Annotated in this window: 17 protein-coding genes, 1 tRNA gene and 2 pseudogenes; 11 read left to right on the plus strand and 9 right to left on the minus strand. The window is 54.4% G+C overall.

Annotation, left to right across the window (positions count from 1 at the left end):
• The first annotated feature begins 44 nt into the window (after nt 1–44).
• From AWB69_RS19250 to AWB69_RS19275, 6 genes are all read left to right on the plus strand, one after another.
• Nucleotides 45–118, plus strand: a tRNA-Gly gene (locus AWB69_RS19250).
• Between the two features lie 107 nt (nt 119–225).
• Nucleotides 226–1,575 carry a site-specific integrase gene (locus AWB69_RS19255; protein WP_062087569.1) on the plus strand — a complete coding sequence of 450 codons (1,350 nt, stop codon included), beginning with the start codon at nt 226–228 and terminating at the stop codon, nt 1,573–1,575.
• A 102-nt stretch (nt 1,576–1,677) separates the two neighbouring features.
• A complete protein-coding gene (locus AWB69_RS19260; protein WP_062087571.1) occupies nt 1,678–2,637 on the plus strand; it encodes a hypothetical protein in 960 nt (319 codons plus the stop codon).
• Between the two features lie 16 nt (nt 2,638–2,653).
• On the plus strand, nt 2,654–3,253 hold the full coding sequence (locus tag AWB69_RS19265; protein WP_062087573.1) for a hypothetical protein: 600 nt from the start codon (nt 2,654–2,656) through the stop codon (nt 3,251–3,253).
• A 38-nt stretch (nt 3,254–3,291) separates the two neighbouring features.
• On the plus strand, nt 3,292–4,488 hold the full coding sequence (locus AWB69_RS19270; RefSeq protein ID WP_062087575.1) for a Shedu immune nuclease family protein: 1,197 nt from the start codon (nt 3,292–3,294) through the stop codon (nt 4,486–4,488).
• A gap of 162 nt (nt 4,489–4,650) precedes the next feature.
• Nucleotides 4,651–5,622 (plus strand): replication initiation protein, encoded by a 972-nt coding sequence (locus tag AWB69_RS19275; RefSeq protein ID WP_062087582.1) that lies wholly within the window; start codon nt 4,651–4,653, stop codon nt 5,620–5,622.
• A gap of 307 nt (nt 5,623–5,929) precedes the next feature.
• On the opposite strand, the gene AWB69_RS19280 is transcribed toward AWB69_RS19275, so the two are convergent.
• Nucleotides 5,930–7,279 (minus strand): MT-A70 family methyltransferase, encoded by a 1,350-nt coding sequence (locus AWB69_RS19280; RefSeq protein ID WP_063977855.1) that lies wholly within the window; start codon nt 7,277–7,279, stop codon nt 5,930–5,932.
• Nucleotides 7,280–7,374: 95 nt separating this feature from the next.
• On the opposite strand from AWB69_RS19280, the gene AWB69_RS19285 reads away from it, so the two are divergent.
• The 4 genes from AWB69_RS19285 to AWB69_RS19300 all read left to right on the plus strand — a co-directional run bounded on the left by AWB69_RS19285 (nt 7,375) and on the right by AWB69_RS19300 (nt 11,102).
• A complete protein-coding gene (locus AWB69_RS19285) occupies nt 7,375–8,196 on the plus strand; it encodes a hypothetical protein (protein ID WP_062087584.1) in 822 nt (273 codons plus the stop codon).
• 42 nt (nt 8,197–8,238) lie between these two features.
• Nucleotides 8,239–9,030, plus strand: a complete 792-nt coding sequence (locus AWB69_RS19290) for a hypothetical protein (RefSeq protein WP_156528901.1) — start codon at nt 8,239–8,241, stop codon at nt 9,028–9,030.
• A gap of 279 nt (nt 9,031–9,309) precedes the next feature.
• Complete coding sequence (locus AWB69_RS19295; protein ID WP_063977856.1) at nt 9,310–9,738, plus strand: plasmid mobilization protein; 429 nt, start codon at nt 9,310–9,312, stop codon at nt 9,736–9,738.
• Nucleotides 9,735–11,102 (plus strand): relaxase/mobilization nuclease domain-containing protein, encoded by a 1,368-nt coding sequence (locus tag AWB69_RS19300; RefSeq protein ID WP_062087587.1) that lies wholly within the window; start codon nt 9,735–9,737, stop codon nt 11,100–11,102. Before AWB69_RS19295 ends, AWB69_RS19300 begins: the two co-directional genes overlap by 4 nt.
• Nucleotides 11,103–12,776: 1,674 nt before the next feature.
• Here AWB69_RS19300 and AWB69_RS50810 read toward each other — a convergent pair.
• The 4 genes and pseudogenes from AWB69_RS50810 to AWB69_RS19315 form a co-directional block, all read right to left on the minus strand.
• Nucleotides 12,777–12,860 (minus strand): annotated as a pseudogene (locus tag AWB69_RS50810) (SEC-C metal-binding domain-containing protein); the annotation flags it as partial.
• Between the two features lie 107 nt (nt 12,861–12,967).
• A complete protein-coding gene (locus tag AWB69_RS45895; protein ID WP_075643949.1) occupies nt 12,968–13,171 on the minus strand; it encodes a DUF2188 domain-containing protein in 204 nt (67 codons plus the stop codon).
• A gap of 443 nt (nt 13,172–13,614) precedes the next feature.
• A complete protein-coding gene (locus AWB69_RS19310; protein WP_062087591.1) occupies nt 13,615–14,046 on the minus strand; it encodes a hypothetical protein in 432 nt (143 codons plus the stop codon).
• A gap of 50 nt (nt 14,047–14,096) precedes the next feature.
• Nucleotides 14,097–14,705: an outer membrane beta-barrel protein gene (locus tag AWB69_RS19315; RefSeq protein ID WP_197500274.1), complete on the minus strand. Its 609-nt coding sequence runs from the start codon at nt 14,703–14,705 to the stop codon at nt 14,097–14,099.
• A 150-nt stretch (nt 14,706–14,855) separates the two neighbouring features.
• Between AWB69_RS19315 and AWB69_RS19320 the strand changes: the two genes are divergently transcribed.
• Nucleotides 14,856–15,224 carry a helix-turn-helix domain-containing protein gene (locus AWB69_RS19320; RefSeq protein WP_197500275.1) on the plus strand — a complete coding sequence of 123 codons (369 nt, stop codon included), beginning with the start codon at nt 14,856–14,858 and terminating at the stop codon, nt 15,222–15,224.
• A 382-nt stretch (nt 15,225–15,606) separates the two neighbouring features.
• Here the strand turns inward: AWB69_RS19320 and AWB69_RS19325 are convergent, their stop codons facing one another.
• From AWB69_RS19325 to tnpC, 4 genes and pseudogenes are all read right to left on the minus strand, one after another.
• On the minus strand, nt 15,607–16,179 hold the full coding sequence (locus tag AWB69_RS19325; protein ID WP_062087595.1) for a hypothetical protein: 573 nt from the start codon (nt 16,177–16,179) through the stop codon (nt 15,607–15,609).
• 28 nt (nt 16,180–16,207) lie between these two features.
• Nucleotides 16,208–16,774: pseudogene (locus AWB69_RS19330) on the minus strand (DUF308 domain-containing protein); the annotation flags it as partial.
• Nucleotides 16,775–16,805: 31 nt separating this feature from the next.
• Entirely contained in the window at nt 16,806–17,426 is a 621-nt protein-coding gene (locus AWB69_RS19335; RefSeq protein ID WP_062087597.1) for a plasmid pRiA4b ORF-3 family protein, read from the minus strand.
• 12 nt (nt 17,427–17,438) lie between these two features.
• The coding region (tnpC, locus tag AWB69_RS19340; protein ID WP_156528902.1) for an IS66 family transposase at nt 17,439–18,074 on the minus strand (636 nt) is incomplete at its 5' end.

An 18,074-nucleotide genomic window follows, 5' to 3' on the forward strand; every position in this document is an offset into this window, starting at 1 on the left:
AAAGTTGCGGTAGACAGGGTATTCCGCGTAAAATCGCGGTCTCTGCGGGCGTCGTATAATGGTAATACCCTAGCTTCCCAAGCTAGAGCCGTGGGTTCGATTCCCATCGCCCGCTCCAAACCGCTCTCAGGCCCGCCAGATAAGGCTCTGAGGGTAGTATTGGAAAATCTACCCACACCTGACACCCACAGTTTGCTCAAAAAATAGGCAGCAGGAGCCCCTGCGATGCCTATCAAAATCCCTCGCCTCGTCCGTGACGGCAAGACCGGGATCTATCATTTCCGCCTGACACTGCCGAAAGCGCTGGCCCACGCCACAGGCCAAACAAGCCTATATACTTCTCTTCAGACCAGAGAATACAAACAGGCGCGTGCCAAGGCCGTGCTGCTAAATCTACGGGTAGAAATGAGCAAGCCGATAATCGACCTGAGCAAGGTCCGGGACTTACTGAAAATCGACCTGTCGCGCGGGGTTTTCGAAGCCGACACGCCAGAAGAGCAAGAACGGGGATTCAAGATCCTCGAAAAGATGGAACGGCTTCAGGGGCAGACCGGCGCCCCTCTCGCCGCAGTCAGCGACGCAGCCCCCTCCCCTTCGGAGAGCAAGCGACCCGCTCAAAACTTCACTGCTATCGTGGCGCTGTATCTAAAGGAAGCAGGCGTTACGCTAAAACCAGCGACACTGTACAAGCACCAACAGACATTCAAAATATTCAGCGAGCATATCGGCGACCTCCCAGTCAACAGGTATCTGAAGGAAGACGTCAAAGCGTTCAAAACCAAGTTGTTGAACGAAGGGAAGGTCGGCCATACGATCAACCAGTATCTGTCGCACCTGCGGACCTTTTTCACCTTCGCGACTAACAACGGCTACAGCGACAATCAGATAAATCCCGTCGAAGACTTGTTTATCAAGGGTGCCAAGAGGGTCGTTAACCCGCGCGACCAGTTCTTCGAAGACGACCTGAAAGTAATCTTCCAATGGGCGCACTACCGAAAGCTGGCGATCAAACCGGACTACTTTTGGGGCCCGTTGATTTGCCTCTTTTCCGGCATGCGAATCGAGGAGGTTACGTCACTGGAATTGAAGAGTGTGAAGATCGAGGACGGTGTTCATTTTTTCAATATCCGCGACGCCAAGACCCGCTCGGGTGTCCGTCGAGTTCCCATTCACTCAATGCTGATCGAACTCGGTTTCCTCAAGTTTTACGCCAAGGTCAAGGTAGCTCGTAGCCCGGACGACCGCTTGTTCTGGTATTTGAAGGACGGCCATAACGGGACAAAAAAGAATTTGTCTCGACGATTCTCCGAGTATCTCGTCAAAATTGGAGTTAAGGAAGACAGCAACTGCTTTCACTCGCTGCGCCACACCACAATCACTCGGCTCGTCGCTCGCAAGGTCAACACCAGTACGATCTACCAACTTACCGGACACAAAGGCGAAAACTCGGCGCACTTCGACTACTTGCACGACCTACCCATGCAAAGCCTGAGGGATGCCGTCGAAGCACTGGATTTTCATAAAATGCTCGATCTCAGCGAGTTCAATCATCTTATGGCGTACACGCAATTCTGAAGCCAACAAGTTCCCGTCGAAGCCCTACGGTTCGAAACATTCCGATCTGAGAAAAAACAGAACCCGCTCTTCCAAAGGAATCCAACCTTTATAGCAGCGTTTATGAACACAGAAAAAGAATTTCTCGGCTTTGTAAAATACGAGGGCAAGCGGTTGGAGTCGGGGGCCTTCGATGCTCGAAAATCCGCCAGAGCGCTTGTCGGGTTCGATGAAGCGCTTCGCTACTTCATCCTCATCCAAGCGCCGGGTCTGAGAGATACTGAATTTGAGATCCCGGTGCGGATCGAGAAGGGATCGTGGATTGCAACAATCCCGTCCGACATTTCGACGCTGTTTGAATTGGGGCTTGGTATCGCCGCTACGGCCTATGTTACCAACGCTGCAAAGAAGATGGCCGAGAAGGATTTCGATGGCGTCGGCTTCAAGGACATCTTTAAGACATCCCTGGAAGCAATCAAATGGGTGGCCCGGATCGGCAAGCACCTAGGAGGCTTAGACCAGCGGCGCTTCGAAAATGTGAAATTCACGGAAGACAATGAATTAATTGGCATCCCAAATGATACGGGCGACTACCTCTATTTGCCAGTCAAGTATCTAGAACTCTACGCAAACTGCAACCCGAAGATACTGGAAAAGCTAGTCACGAACGTCGACGCCGAAACCATTCTGTCAATTGGCGTCGTCGCAGATGGCGCGATTGACCAGGAAACTATCACCGAACGTGACAAGTCAATTTTCGCTGAAGACGAAGAAGAGCTAACAGACGAGCTGCTGTTCCCGGAACTTGTTCACGGTGCTCCCGTTGTTCTCACTGGGGAAGTCACCCGCGAGAACAAGACTTCCCAATCGATGGGTTTCAAATATCAAGGGCATATTCTTACCGCCTATCCCGAGACGCGTAATATCGTGCCTTACAAACCTATGCTATTCGAGACGTGTCGCCTTGTAGGGGTGGTGGATCGCATCGACGAGAAGGGACGAATAGGAGCAAAGAGACCGAAACTTATCTTCAGTAGCTTGGAGCCGATCACGGGCCAAACCCGAGATCTTTTTGATCTGTAGGCGCGAGGAAAAACAGATGCCGAGGCTATCCCTAACCGATCTCGTAGACGTCGTGTCGAAGGCTGGCTCACCGAAAGCAACGAAGGTGAAACAGATCAAGAATCGGCAAGACTATAGCCCTGCCACCGATTTCTATAAGCCCCTGAGGGAAAAACTGGTTTCGATTCATCAGGCCGATCAGTCAAAGAGCGATCTGCCGACGATCCTTGACGGCATAACTGACCTGAAGAAAATCAAGACGTACGCGATCCTCGTCGAAGGGTATCGCAAGTGGTGGGGAACGAAAAAATTTGGATGGTTCTCTCCACCAACGACCATCTACTCCCACGCTGGCCTTGATGTGTCCGTCAACCCCGAGCTGGGCCTCTCCTTCAATGGTGTCGACCACCTCATCAAACTATATTTAAAGGACGACGAGGTAAACAAAGCGAAGATGGATCTAATAACGTCGCTTATGGAGCACTGCCTCCGAGAAAAATCAAAACAAGGCACGATCATGAGTGTCTTGGACGTCAGGGGATCGAAACTATACGTATTGAGCACGAACGCCACGGCCCAAAAAGCCATCATTGACGCTGAGCTTGCGTACGTCGCCGCGCTCTGGCCCAACGTCTGACACGCCAGTGATGTTCCCCTTTAGACCGACGGAAGATCATGACAGACGAAGCAGAGATCCACAGAAATAAGCAGACGAACAAGACCTACATTAGCCCAACGATAGAAACGATGGAGGGAAAGCTTCGCATCGCCTCAAAAGTGCTCGATTCGGAGGGGCTTCAGTACGCAAAAGTTAAGAGCGAAGTTGTCCTTCGGCGCACGCCCAAGGGGCGAACCGAAATCATCGCCAAGTTTCTTGAAGATGAACGCGAACTGTCAGTCGTCACCATTCAGGCATTCAACGGAGAAACCGGAACACCACATAAGACTTACTTCTCCTTTATTAGCTCCGAAATCCCGAAGCTGCTGACGTTCTTCGAAAACATTGCCGTCGTGGAGTTCAAGGACAGCGAGCGCGTCAACATCACCGACAGCGAACTCAGAAAATTAAGGCTATCGAAGGAACAGGCCTCGGGCCTAGTACACGACAATCAAGAGCTGTTCGCCGAGATAGCACGCTCTGCGCTAACTAGAGAAGACGTAGTCGCTCTTGGATATCGTAAGAAACAGGTAGCTGCCTTCCATAGACTCCTGCATGACCCTACCTTTTTTGAGCAGGCCAAACGGTCAAAAGACGTAAGAGGTAACGAGGCCCTCTGGCAACTCTTCTTCGAGAAGAACCAGTGGATCTTCGGATACGGACTCAGCTACTTCTTCGTGACGGGCTTCGATCACCGCAAACTGGAGCAGGTGGTCGAAGGACACGATATCTTGAATCGTGGCAAGCGAGTAGATGGGCTCATGAAAACCAGGGGTATCGTAAACTCACTGTGCTTTGTGGAAATCAAGACTCACGAGACCCCTCTTCTCGACAATGCTGCCTACCGACCGGGATGCTGGGCACCGTCAAAGGAACTATCCGGTGCCATAGCTCAAGTGCAAGGAACCGTATCCGTTGCTATACAGAACCTTGGTAATCTGCTCCGGCCCAAAGACGAAACCGGCGATCCCACGGGCGAAGAGGTTTTCAATTTTAAACCTCGGGCATTTCTTGTGATCGGAAGCCTCGATGAGTTTGCGTCTGAACACGGGGTCAACAGCGACAAAGTGCGATCATTCGAACTTTTTCGGAACAGCATAACGGGTATCGAGATACTCACTTTTGATGAATTGTATGAGCGCAGCAGATTTATCGTTGAGTCGATCCCGGGCAGCGCCGGAACAAGCACCTTTGCCTCACCCGACCTAGAATGAGCTGTACGGCGGCATCGATGCCTATCGCAGCACCTTTGGTTGTTCTCATGATGCTGTTCAATGCTTAGGAATTCAAATTAAATTTAGAACTTTTTCACAATAATTCGTTGACATCTGTCGAAAAATTTTGTTTGTTGCATAGTAGAACAACAAACAAAATAGATGAATCAACAACTAGAAGAATTTTTCACTCACCTGAACGAAGCTGTCGTAACCACGAACGATTTCACAGAAGGCACCCGCTTCCGCAAACGCGAGAAGGTCGATCAGTTCGCCTACTGCGGCCTGAATCAGATGTACCGGAGCTACCTCAGCTTCGACCTCGACACCCCGGGGTCGGCGTTCCGTTTCGAAGACGCCAACGTCCCTCCGCCTACGATCGTCACGATCAACCCTGAGAATGCGCACTGCCACATGCTTTACCGGTTGAACACACCGGTGATTTGCACGAAGCACGGCCGTAGCGCGCCGCAGGATTTCTTCGATGCCATTCAGGACGAAATGGAGGTCCGGCTTCAGGCGGACCAGGCTTTCAACCACACGCTTACCAAGAACCCGCGTCACCCGCGCTGGAAGGTCATGACGTATCCGGTGAGCTACGACCTATCGGATTTCCTTGAGTACATCGATCTTCCTAGGCGGTCATCACGCATCGTACTGCCGGATCATATTCAGCCACGCGGGCGAAACGATGAATTGTTCCATGGGCTGCGGATTTGGTCGTATGGCGCCGTGCACACCGTTACCGACGAAGATCAATGGCAGGCTGTCGCGTTCGCGAAAGCGACAGAGATCAATGCGTGCTTTGCGTGCCCCTTACCATTCGCGGAGGTAAAAGCCACGGCGAAGTCGGTAGCCAGATGGGTATGGAAGGAGCAGCACAAGCTCGGCAAGACCCGTCCCAAGGTGCTGACATTCGCCGACGAAACAGCCGGGCAACGCATGAGCAAAGGCGCTGAATACACCAACGCCGTGCGTCGCGAGAAATCGCTGCAAACGCTTCGGCAAGCCGTGGCAGATTTGCAGCGCATCTATGGCAACAAGATCAGCGTGAGCATGCTCGTGGCAAACACCCGCATGAACATAAAAACCGTCAGGAAGTACTTTCCCGAAGTGATGAAAGCAGCGTCGTAGGATGCGGTTGACTTCGGCGACCGAAGTTGTTGACCGGTACGGCCCCTATCAGGTAATTAGCCCCGATGCTGGATACGCGATAGCGCACGAGATTACAGCCATAAACCAGATCACGAGCGCGGGAAGATAGCCGGGCACGGCCAGACGGTAACTGACTAGGGCATCAGCCCGCCTCAAATCTGGGGAGAAACCAGCAAATAGAGAAGAGAAATAAAAAATGGCCGAACCGCATTTCGACCATTTTTCTGCACTACATGGATTGTCGTCACTCGCTTGCCCCGATCACCGAGGGATCAGTACGGTACTGCTACGCGGCCTGTCTAGTCGCCAAATCGAGCCCAAAAGTGACTTGTCCGTCATTGGCAGACTCCACGCCCCATACGAGCCGGCCCATCGTTTCGTTGATTTCGTCAGCCATTGACCGTCCAGCTGTGCTGCGCTCGATCTGCGCGGGGCCGTGCTGCACTTCATTACCCCACATGTACCAGCCCGCGCGGGTCACGCCACGATGAAACAATTCGAGCTTCGGCAGTTCAGGGTACATCCGCTCGATCACGTCGTAGAACTCATCCGGCTTCTGGCTGTGTTCGCGACGGGGGTAGCTGAACACCGAAGGCAGCCGTGCCGAAGGAGGAACTTCCGGCAGCGAGTATCCGCGCGTCGCCAGCAGCAGCACTTCGTGATTCACACGGAAATACTGGCCTTGGCCCGACCCGTCTTTCGCCCAGATGGCCTGCGTGATGTACCGGAACCCCCACGCCTCGATCACCTTCAGGCCTTGCCTAATCAGCGAGGCGGGCACCCACAGGAACAGAACAGCATCGGTGTTCGCCACGTCCTTGACCGGCATCTCGCAAATCTGTTCGACGCTCATCGTCGGATACCCGAGCACGGCCTCATCGATGTAGTCCCAAGGCGGATCAGCATAGATCAGGTTGAACGGCCCGATCGACGGATCAAGCGGCTGGCTCTTCGCCCGGAGGGCGCCACAGGAATGCAGACGCGTCTCGCGCGCTGCTTCACGGGCCTGCTTTTTCAGCTCGCGAGCCTTTTCGCTCATTTCCTTCGCCCGCACTCCCGACCGGCTTTCGACAAGCTTGTCCAACTCTTCGCGACTGAGCGTAATCAGCGCTGCGGCGTTGCTGACATCGACGTCCCCGGTCTCGACGGCGTCGATCAGCCCCCGATGACCCGAATCCCGCACCTTCTTTGCCCGCTGGAGCGTGTCGACCGACACGTTCAACGCCTTTGCGGCCTGAGCCTGGGATACCGCGTGAGCGGTATGCTGGTTGGCGCCCAACTTCAGGCTCGCAAGGCTGGCTGCAATCATGCCCCGCTGGCTGTCGGTCAGGTGACGGCGATGCAGGTTCATGCTCACGACATAGGCACCCACCGAACCCTTGATTTCATTCACCGACTCAAACAGAGGATCGATGCCGAGTTCACGGCACGCCCGCAACCGGTGACGGCCGTCAACCACCTGATTGCGAAACACACTGATCGGCACCCGCTGCCCGTTCGCGTGAATGTCGCGTTTCAGCTCGCGATATTCGCGCAAGCGCATGCCAGGAAACAGCGCGGCGGCCTCATGGATTCCATACTCACCATCGGTAAAACCCTTAAAATCCAGCACAGTATTGTCATCGTGTTCGTTCATAAGCTTCTCCTTGAAGTGATGTTGTCGGCGAAATGCCTTGCAACAGGAGACAGCTTACGAAGACAGCGTGGTTTTCCTGAAAGCGCGCCGGATGGTTGGCGCGCTTTGACAAGATCGAAAAAATATGGCAGCGAGACCTAATCGAGAACATCCGCGTACTGGCGTGGTTCCACGGCGTCGCCACGGAAGCCGAATGCGAGCCAACAAAAAACGCCGTTGCGCTTCGCTTCGAAGAGTTGCGGATGGAATACGTACCTGATTCGGAGGATTGGCCGGAAATCCAGTTCCACCGCTATGTCGACGGAGACGTGACGCCGACGGTGGACACACTGGATCGGGTCGAGCTTGTCCTGCCGACCACGAAAGATACTTTCATAACCGGGCCGAAATGCGATACCGGTGTCGCTCCCCTGTGGGTGGCTTTGGCCGGGCCGACTGACGCTATGCGCTCGGTCATCAACTGGTACGACGACATACTGTGGCGCGCGCAGCTCTCAGGCGTGCCCTTCGAGCAGCTAATGTTTTCGGTCACGGATCCGATTCTCCCTCGCCATGTTTTTTTTGAGTATTTTCCGAAGTGGAATTTCGAGGTAAACCGCAACCCGCTCGCTTTTGCCGTCAACGAGGGATTGGTGACGATCACCATGGAGCGCTTCACTGTACTTGTGGCGCTGTTCCGGCTCAGCATCCTCTCAGGCATCGCCTATCCCATGATGGACTTCGTGATGACGGGATTGCTTCACAAGGCGGTGTATGACCTGTTCGATCCGTGGGGCATTGCCCGTCACGTCAAGGTCTACCTCGAAATTATCCGGGATGGTCAGCGGGAAGCGATGGCGCGCGGCCTGGATCTGTTGAAAGACTCGAACGGCGGAAATGATATTCGGTTTCAGGCAGATGATGAGCCTACCGCTTGAGCGGTAGGTAACCAGGTAACCCCGAAACGACCAACCGAGACAATGAATCCAGATACTATCAAATGGTTGCTAGAGCACTCAGTTTCCGCTTACGAAACCGAGTTGAAGGCTACGGACAAGGTCAAGGATCGCATCAGCTTCATTCTCAGCGTTGCAATCACCCCATTCGCTGGCATCGCCGTTTATTTGGTAAGCAAGTTCAAGGGCAATCTTTTTCAGCGAGAGAATCTACTATTTTTTTCTCTGCCGACACTTGTTGCGGTGTTGCTTCTGGTGGTGTCGGCCGGATATGTGGCGTATGCACTCGTTCGAGGTTTTCAATACTCGAACGTCCCGCGACCCGCCCATCTCATCCCATACCTGCAGCAACACCCTGAGCCCGACAAGGCACTGGAGGAGGCACAATTGAACCTGATTCAGGAATATGCTGGGTCAATCGAACACAACTTCAAACAGAACCAGAATCGGTCACGCAAGCTTTTGTTCGCACAACGTCTTGCTGTCGCGTCGCTGCTTGTACTTTCCGTATCACTGCCGCGTTTCGTATATGTCTTTCTTCAAGCAAAATCCGAACCGCAATCGGTTAGGATAGTTGAGCCAATCCGTGTTACTGAGGAAAATCTGATGAACGATGAAAAAAAGCAGGGCAATCAAACTAACCCAGCTCCCGTGCCAACGCCGACGGCGCAGTCACAACAATCAAGCACCGGCGCCACACCAAGCGATCAGGCGTCACAACCGCGTCCACCATTCCCCAAAAGCTACATGACCTTCGACCATGCTATAGACGTACTACCGCCGGGAAAGGAAATTCTGAACGAACGGAAGAAATAGATTTGCAATCCTACCTAAGTTGATGCTTCGATTTTTTCGTGTCGACTTGGGTTTGTCTTGATGAACCCGGCTTGCCGTTCGTCGGGTGACACTTGCTTTCTACTAAAAATTTCGTATAGGTAGAGGAAGCCGAACGAAGCAAGCAAGGTCAACCTTTATCACGGTATTACGTGATAAACGATATTCTGGGGTTCCCCCAGTCCCCTGAACTGCAACACCAGCACGACAGGACGCAGCAGCGCACGAGCGGCCCAACAACCATAACAACAAGGAGCCGATATGGACAATGGAGCACGTAGCATTATCGAGGCCGACGCCTCACAATTCAAGAAGCAGGCCGGGCAATCCGGTTGCGACGGAAACCAGCACGTCAGAGACAAGCGCGTTGAGTTCCGTGTCACCGCCATTGAGCATGCGCAATTGCGTGCGATGGCGCTCGCCAACGGGTGCAACTCTCTCGCCCAATATGCGCGAGAAGCGGCCTTGAGCGCGGGCAGTGGCACGATCCCAAGCAATGCTTACCACGACCAGTTGAAATGGTTGCAGGAAATCAACCGTATCGGCACCCACGTTGAGGAGATATCGGCGAAGCTGCGCGGTGGTCGTGAACCGGACGAAGAAACGCTGGTCGTCCTGCTGCAGATTCAGGAACTGGCCGAACAGGTATGGCAGGAGGCGAAGTCCGCGAAGAAAACGGACCATGCATGATTGTCCGGATCTTCAATGCGGGGATTTCCAAAGGGGAATCTCCGGTCAACTACCTGCTGGGCGAACGTGATCACACTGGCGAGCAGCGCGCCTTCATGCCGGTTGTTCTGTCGGGCAGCCCGGACACCACCATAGCCGTAATCAACAGCATTCAACGCAAGCACAGGTATGTGTCTGGTGCGATTGCGTTTCGCGACACGGAACGACTCACACGCGAGCAATTACATCGCGTCATTCGAACATTCAAGGAAACGTTCTGCCCAGGCCTCTCAGGCGACCAGTTCAACAGCCTGTTTGTGTTGCACGAGGACAAGGGCAATACCGAGGTGCATTTCGTTGTGCCCATGATCGAACTGGCTTCGGGCAGAGGCAAGCGCATGAACATCCACCCACCCGGCGCGCAGAACATTCGACTATACGAGGCCTTCACGCAGGTTATGAACCATGACCTGGGCTATGCGCAGGTCGTGCCCGATCCGTTGAAGCTCGCCGTGGGCGGGTTCGAGCGCCGGACGGAAGTCGGCCAGCGAGACCGCGATAACAAGCTGTTTCTGCACAAGCATCTGACGCGAATAATCCGCTCCGGTGAGGTAGCGAACCGCGATCAGCTATGCCGCGTTCTCAGCGACGAATTTGGCGTCGAAATCACCCGACAGGGGCAGGACTACATTGCAGTGAAATTCCCCGGCGACGCGAGGGCCAAACGCTTCCGTGGCCCGTTCTATCGTGCTGACGCCGACTACGGACAATTGCTCCGGCAGGCTCGGAAGGCGAAGCAGGACCGCTACCTGTCGCCCTCCGAATATCAACAAGCCCGAGCGACCCTGGACGAGCTTGTTGAGGCTCGCCGCCAGTTCAACGTGCAGGCGTATCTATCGCCGAGAAGGCTACGGCCCAGCGGTCCGCGACCAGTTCGCCGCACGAAATACAAACCAATAACAACATCACACAAGGAGACCGATATGAAACCAGAAATTGCTACGATAAAACAGATCGTCAGGGAAGCCATGCAGGTGGCTGGTCTAATTCGCGCCAGCTGTCCGATACCTACAGCGGTTCGCTCGAAGGCCAATGTATTGAAGAGCATGCAAGGCATACGCGAGCGTGCTACATATCAGGCAGATGAGGACCGAACACATGCGGACATGGAACTCATTCATGAAATAGAAGGCGCGCTTGGGGACATTCAATCCGATGTCAACGGCGCGACAGCAGACGTCAACCACGCGAAGACCCCTGAAGAGCGTAGCCGCGCGGAGCTTCGGTTGATTCGACTCATGGCACAAAAGCGGCGACTCGAAATCCAGCTTGCTCAAACCAAGATTCGGCAGTTGAACAAGGTGGGTAGTAAGAAACAGGTATAAGCATGTTGGCCATGGTGGCGGCATGATCACAATGATCAATAGTCCGGGTTCGACCTAGGCGGCCCATCAACGGCCATGGTCACCTTGCTGCACAGCGGACAGTCGGCGTAAGTTAGACGAGTGGCGTCAACGTGGCGATTTAGGTCGCCACTTTGTATGCAGTAGGGGTACGGGTTTGGGGCCTGTCTTCGCGAAGACGTTCACAGCGATGCGCTCGCAGTAGACGCGGGCCAGCTCCGGCTGACTTAACTTCTCTAGTTCTTGAATGTCAGGTGAGCCGACCAAGAATTCCAACAATTTCTCTTTCGATGTCTGGGAGTAGCTAGCCAGAACGAAGTCATAGAAGTCGACCGGCGTATCCGCCTTGTGGTTTAAAGAAACGTCGCCGAAAAAGGTCTCCGGATGCTTGTTCCAAGCGGCGAGTTCGGCATCCGAAAGTGTCGCTCGGAATGTGATCGATTTGCCGTTGTCGGTATGAGCAATGCACATTGCGACCTTCTCATTTTCCACGACAACCGCTGAAACGAGTGTGCCCGGGACGTGGTTGCCATCTGCATCTGGAATGATGTATCTATTACCTATCAACAGCTGATCCTTGGTGCCTGCGAATGCGAGTTCAGGATTCGCACCATCGAAAGTTGAAGGGATTTCCGAGTGGGCTCGTATTGACTTAAGTAAATTGTGCATCTCGATATGCGCTTGTCGACCGTCTACGGCCGCGCGCAACGTCGAAAACTCATGATCGAGCTTGAACTCGTCGATATGGAAGCCGTCTGCCAAGACGACGCTGCGTCCCCGTGTCTCATCGAGGTGGTGTTCCCAAGGTGAATTAGTGAGAACGACGTAGGCAGACGGAAGACGCTGCGCTTGAGGATCAAGTACTTCGAACCTCCTCAAAAGATCGAACGCACGCTTGACGAATGCTGGAGGCTGGTCGTCGACGCCCTCGTCTGGAGCGTTCAGGTCGATGAAGACGATACGGGTTTGGTTCGCCGCCTTGTTAAGCGCGCGCACAAGTTGCCGAGTGATCCGGCCGCTCTGCGCTCTTTTCGCTTCAACCGAAAACTTCTTTCCTGTGCGCGTGTTGGTTGCCGTGAATTCACAGTGCGATGTGTTGCGATCGTCCTCATCTTCAAATTCGAGCGTGAATCCAGCGCGAACCAGCATGGCAGCAACCTGCAATTCATAGCGAGCACCGGCGAAGTGCTCGTTGTTGTGCAGTCGAGCTATCAGCTTAGCTCGAAGTTCGGCGTTGTGTTCAAGCGCGTACAAGTCGTAAGCGAGATTCATGTAAGCAGAAGCTGCTCCTGTCATCTTCGCACTTACAACCTGTCCAGGCTCCGTAATAGATATTCTCTGCTGCTCGCAGAGCTTCTGATACCAGATAAGGATGGGATGCCGCTGGTCCAAGGGTTTCTTAAGCTCGGCATTACCCCACTCCGTGCCTATCGCGTCTTTCAGATAGTCGATGAGGAAGTCATGGAACGTTTTCCACTTACAGGAGTACAAGATGCGATTCTTGACTGCGACCACCTGGTGGCCGCTATCCAGTGTCGCCGCAATGATTGGTCGGCCGAGCCCTTGTTGCTGTTTACGTTGATGTTCGCGCGCCATATGACGCGCGTTCAAGGTCGGTATCGCGGCCGTGACTTTGGCAAGACGCTCCGTGTCCCCAAGGGCGCCATGACACTTCTTGTATTTCATCCCGCTGCCACAGGGACACGGGTCGTTGCGGCCAACTTTCGCCAAACGTGTTCCCCTTGCATCTCAGGCATTATTCACCGTGCCATCAAATGCGCCCGTGCAGATCGGACACGTACCGGCACTTCGATAGTGGCGGTCAACGCATTGAGATCTACAAAGACTTATGGCTTGCGCCATTTATCAGGGTTACCGCCGGAAGTATTGCGCACACGCTCGACGTGTATTGCCGCATCGGGGTTGATTTGGCGGGCACGCTCTATCGCCTGCTGTTGCGTGGGTTCGACGGCGCTGGCACGTTGGGCTCCCGGCTTTGTCACCGCATAGGAGCCATCGGGGCGCCGTTCCACGTAGAGGTTATTGCTCATAGGGCCTCTCGGAATCTGGCATATGCCCGCCAGAGGCTAAGCACTAGAAATAGTACTTCAGACGAAAGACTACCACCGGATCTAGTGTCTGGGTAGAAAATCGCGACGCCCGCCAATTCTCCCAAAGCTCAGCTATGCAGAGCACCGCTCCTACGTAGTGGATAGCTCTAGGATGGATATGCGCTGTCGTTCTTAAACTTCTGATATTGGCCGGACGCAGCCGATCAGAGAGCGCAATCACCGCATTATTCATTCGGCTGTCCAAGAAGCCTGTGCTACGAATGAGGCCAACCGTAACGGTGGGCAATGCTGCGTCCGAGGTGAGCGCAGTTATGACTGGGGAGGATATATCAGAACGGCTTACCCACCGTTTCCTCGCTCATGGCCCATACATTGGCCACTTCGAAAACCGTGGATAAGCCGTTCGGCACGATAGAGCCGATCTACAGCGCGTCGTTGGCGGGAATGCTGAACAACTGCCGGTTCACATTGGCGAAGTACAGAACCCAAGACCCGATGGCGAAGCCAAGCACCGCATGGAAAGGTGAATGCTCAGCGAACCCGGCATAGAGGAAGCCGCAGGCAATAACAGCGACTACCGAACCCATGAGAATCCCCGTCATTTTCGCCCGGAAGACGGTGCCGTCTGCCCGTGACACGCCAGCGATAATCTTCTTGCCAAAGTACGACACAATCCAAATCGAAATTGGCGTGCTGTTGTGCAGGGCTTCTTGCAGGATTCCGCCCAATGCATCGCTGACACGGACATTCTTGATACGGTGATCCCCGATTTCAATATACGTGTAACGGTCCCCCCGCCCGACCGACGACGAACCAGCCCCCAACGTTTTCAGTTGCCCGGTGTATTGCTTCATGAAGATTTCCCAAAAGATATCGGGCGGGACAGGTGGTCCCGCTAGCATGGTCAAAACTTATATTGCGCGCCGACCGTGAACAGGTTGGAGGTCATGTCCACGGTGTGTTCGCCGGCCGCTGCTTTGAAGTGTTGCCACTCGGTCCGGATAGCGAAGTGCTTGTTGAAGTTGTACGCGGCACCCAGACCGAATGATGGGCGCACGGACCAGTCGGTGTTATCAGCGTCAGGCGTGCCTTCCATGCGTACAAAATCCGCGCCGTATTCATGCGAGCGGTTCGCCAGCATGGATGCGCCGGCCTTTGCAAACACCTGGAGGTTGCCGAAATCGTAGCTTCCGACCAGCGACAAATTGAAGCCGAGCATGGTCATGTCGTTGGTCCGGTCAATCGTCTGGAACTTGATCGACTGCTTGCCAAGATTTAGGGCTTCGGCCTCGACACCGAAGTGCTGGAACACCTGATAGCCAGCGAACAGCTTGTACCCGAGGTCGCCGGAGTCCTTCGTGTACGGCAGATCCGGGCCGAGCGTGATCTGCGAGTCATCAGAATGAATCTGACTACGCCCCACAGACGCCCCCATGTAGAACCCCGTATCAGCTGCCGAAGCCGCCCCCGAAATCGTCGCGCAAAACACGGCGGAAATTGCCAGTTTTTTCATTTTCAGTCCCATGACGTTGAGTTCTGGTTCAAGTCGACCAACGACGGCAGCGATCTTCCCATCAATAGACGTATATAGTCAATATAGACGTAATACGCCCTGTCTGATTAAAGGCTCTGCACTGACCATGGAGGCACTATGGTCAAGGCAATGAATAAAACTGAAGTCCTCAAAGGGTCGCTGTCAGCGACCCTGGGCAGGAACGTGAAGAAGCGCCGACAGGAACTCGGTGTTACACAAAGTCAGCTCGCGCAAACGCTTAGCGTTGAAGTGGAGACCGTTTCGCGTTACGAGCGGGGTACAGTCGCACCCTCATTTGCGCAGCTTGAGAAGATTTGCAGCGCACTACAGGTTCCCGCTTGGGCGCTTTTCTCGGACGGTGTGGACGTTCCAAACACCGAAGGCCCTTCCTTCGGTGAGCAGTTGAAGGGGCTCTCCGCTCGCGATAGGGAATTCGTCCTCTCGTTTGTCCGGAACTACGTAGACCACCATCAAAAGGCGAAGAAGCCCGATGTGTGATCGACCGACGGCAACGCTCCCGCTATAATTCGCCGTGGGTTGAATACCCACGCTTCTTACCCACACTTTTCTGCTTGTTTTTTGTGCAGGATGACTAGGTAGTGAATTGATTTAAAAGCGGTTTTTTATGAGATGGAGCAGTTTCCCATCGCCCGCTCCAGTTTTAGCTTCCATGGAACTCCGTCGAGTTCCATAAGCTGTTGTCGATACAGGGTTTCCCCTCGGCACTCATCCAGTAAGATCCACTGAAATCCGCCCGCCGATGGACCAATCTGGTCCACGGGCTAGTTCATCAAGCATGGCTAACATCGCCACTGCAAAACACCTGACTCAGCCAAACGCTCACCGCCCTTACGCAAACAACGCGGCGATTGCGAGTCCGTTATAGAAACTCGTGGCCGTAGAGCCTGAAAATGTAAGTCAATTGATAGACCACGCTCGCTACGACAAAAACCTCGTGGTAACGCCTGTTTCTGGTCCTGATCGCCACCGCGCATCCCACGATGAAGACAGCGGCCCGGATCGGATATTCGGGACCGAGGTGTAAGTAGTATTGGCGCCCCTTCAGGAACGTGTCTTCCAGGTCCAGTGTGAAAATCATGATGAGAAGCCCGAAAAACCAGCGGCGCCGTGAATAGAAATAGTCCTCGTAACCGGTGTAGTCGGCAATTGATTCAGGATACAAAATCGAGCACATCAGATAAATCAGCACTGCATATAAAATCGTAAAAAGATAGACCGCGAAGTTCCAGTCCTTGAGTTCGCGCAGCCAGAACTCCCACCACCAGAAATGCAGCACGTACAGGAACATGAACGCGACCCAGCCAAGATGAACCCAGTAGATCTGTTCCTTCTTCGGGTGTTGGATGAGATAAGCAGAACCACGCAGGAGATGGGTCAGTCCCAGACTGATTACCACCCCCACAATAATCCGAACATGCGTATAGACGTCCATATTGTCGATCAGGAATTGCTACCGGCCATCAGCGGGCCGCATCCGCATCCTGCTTGCGCCATGTCTTGCGCTGGCGAAACAGTCTACCGACCGCGATCCGGGCCGCTTTCCACCACGCAAAAGGTCGTGGATCCGCCAGCATGCTCAGTGCGCGCGCGTAGTCGAGCGTCAGACCGGGTGTCCACGCCATCGTAACGGCGCGCTTCCTGATCTGGGCCGCGACCCACAATTCCGGCGTGACAAGCACACGCAAAAGACTGCCCCAGCCGGCACGGCTTCCGCGCAACCGGCCGACTGCGCCCTCAATTGCTGCCTCGAGCGCATTTGACACAGTGCTTGAGCAATTCCGATGCGTCAGGTTGTACGTGGTATCCCGGCGGAAGCTCTCCCAGAACGCCTGCAGCTTGGCGGGGTCGTAGTTCCGGATTCGTACGCGAACCGTTGACGGGCACCACGCCTTCGATTCAGTCGCGTAATCGGGTTGGAACACGCCAGGAACATCGTTGTCGCTTGTCGCGCGAAGGATGCGGCCGAACTCGTCTGGCGAGCGGTCGATTTCGACGCCCGGATAAAGACTTATATAGACGCCTTCAGGGTAAGCGTCATGCAGAGGCCGCGCTGACCGTTCAGAACTCAAATTCCGCTAGTCGTTCGTTGACGGCAGCGAGGTCAAAAGCATCGGGATCGAAACTGCCGCCACACCATTCGAGCAGTTGCTCATGGTCTTCATGAGACGGGTCGGCTATAGCTTCTAAGAATTCGATATACCCGGGTCCACCACCGACGTCTTCGGGCGGACAGGCGTTGCGGCCAGCCAAGCAGATCGGCGAGCGTAAGTCGGGATCAGGTGGCAAGATTTTTTCGACTTTGACGCGATGTTGCCAATTGTCGCCAAAGTCGTAGATATAGGTGAACAATTTCCGGTCACCAAGTACCACCGCGAGGGTTGCCTTGGCTTCGTCTAACACAGGTGGATCGTCGGGGACATCGGGTCGGAAGAGCGGATCGACCTCCCCATAGTTTTTGTCTCCAATGACGTACTCATGCACGTGGCCACCGTCCCACCCCATGGTCATGAGCAAGATGACGTGAAGCCTGGAAAGCTCAACGGATCCGCGAACGAGAATCTGCCGCCAAATCGCCGGTCTGAGACCCAGTAGTTCAACCCGCAACTGATAGACGAACTCTGGAGAGCTGACCATTCGCAACGTGGGTTTGCGACTGCTTGATTTGCGTGCTTGAGCCATCGTGATGGTCCGTTAAGCTGCGAGCTGTGTGGCCTGTTCAACGGGCATCAGGCGCCACGGCAGCAGTTCGTCGACGCGGTTGATGGGATGATCGGCGATCCGTTCGAAGACAGCACGCAAATACGCAAATGGCTCCACATCGTTTAGGCGTGCCGTTCCGATCAGGCTGTAGATTATCGCAGCGCTCTCACCGCCGCCGTCGGACCCTGCGAACAGATAATTCCGGCGTCCAAGAACTAGAGGGCGAATTGAGCGTTCTGCGGTGTTGTTGTCCACTTCGATGCGCCCATCTTCGCAGTAACGTGTCAGCGCCTGCCAATGTGTCAACGAGTACTTGATCGCCTTGGCTATGCCGGACTTCACCGATACCTGCAAGAGCGTTCGTTCCAGCCAGACCTTCAGGCTTATGAGAAGCGGTATCGCACGCGTCAGGCGAACCGATTGACGCACGGCGGGCATTTGTCCGCGGATATCCCTCTCAATTGCGTACAGGGCTCTGATCCGGAGCAGCGCCTCCTCGGCGATCGGAGAGCGGTCTAACTCGAACAAGTCATAGTACTTACGCCGAGCGTGGGCCCAGCAAGCGGCTTCGATAATCTGGCCAGCGCGATATAGCGCGGAATACCCGCTATAGGCATCCGCTTGCAG

The organism is Caballeronia udeis (genome assembly GCF_001544555.2).
In the GTDB taxonomy this organism is placed as follows: domain Bacteria; phylum Pseudomonadota; class Gammaproteobacteria; order Burkholderiales; family Burkholderiaceae; genus Caballeronia; species Caballeronia udeis.

What these genes read in the sequence shown, in the direction of transcription:
- AWB69_RS19255 (WP_062087569.1), top strand. Translation starts at nt 226, where the DNA reads ATGCCTATCAAAATCCCTCGCCTCGTCCGTGACGGCAAGACCGGGATC.
- AWB69_RS19295 (WP_063977856.1), top strand. Translation starts at nt 9,310, where the DNA reads ATGGACAATGGAGCACGTAGCATTATCGAGGCCGACGCCTCACAATTC.
- AWB69_RS19315 (WP_197500274.1), bottom strand. Translation starts at nt 14,705, where the DNA reads ATGAAAAAACTGGCAATTTCCGCCGTGTTTTGCGCGACGATTTCGGGG.
- AWB69_RS19335 (WP_062087597.1), bottom strand. Translation starts at nt 17,426, where the DNA reads ATGGCTCAAGCACGCAAATCAAGCAGTCGCAAACCCACGTTGCGAATG.
- AWB69_RS19325 (WP_062087595.1), bottom strand. Translation starts at nt 16,179, where the DNA reads ATGGACGTCTATACGCATGTTCGGATTATTGTGGGGGTGGTAATCAGT.
- AWB69_RS19290 (WP_156528901.1), top strand. Translation starts at nt 8,239, where the DNA reads ATGAATCCAGATACTATCAAATGGTTGCTAGAGCACTCAGTTTCCGCT.
- AWB69_RS19280 (WP_063977855.1), bottom strand. Translation starts at nt 7,279, where the DNA reads ATGAACGAACACGATGACAATACTGTGCTGGATTTTAAGGGTTTTACC.
- AWB69_RS19300 (WP_062087587.1), top strand. Translation starts at nt 9,735, where the DNA reads ATGATTGTCCGGATCTTCAATGCGGGGATTTCCAAAGGGGAATCTCCG.
- AWB69_RS19310 (WP_062087591.1), bottom strand. Translation starts at nt 14,046, where the DNA reads ATGAAGCAATACACCGGGCAACTGAAAACGTTGGGGGCTGGTTCGTCG.
- AWB69_RS19320 (WP_197500275.1), top strand. Translation starts at nt 14,856, where the DNA reads ATGAATAAAACTGAAGTCCTCAAAGGGTCGCTGTCAGCGACCCTGGGC.
- AWB69_RS19260 (WP_062087571.1), top strand. Translation starts at nt 1,678, where the DNA reads ATGAACACAGAAAAAGAATTTCTCGGCTTTGTAAAATACGAGGGCAAG.
- AWB69_RS45895 (WP_075643949.1), bottom strand. Translation starts at nt 13,171, where the DNA reads ATGAGCAATAACCTCTACGTGGAACGGCGCCCCGATGGCTCCTATGCG.
- AWB69_RS19265 (WP_062087573.1), top strand. Translation starts at nt 2,654, where the DNA reads ATGCCGAGGCTATCCCTAACCGATCTCGTAGACGTCGTGTCGAAGGCT.
- AWB69_RS19270 (WP_062087575.1), top strand. Translation starts at nt 3,292, where the DNA reads ATGACAGACGAAGCAGAGATCCACAGAAATAAGCAGACGAACAAGACC.
- AWB69_RS19275 (WP_062087582.1), top strand. Translation starts at nt 4,651, where the DNA reads ATGAATCAACAACTAGAAGAATTTTTCACTCACCTGAACGAAGCTGTC.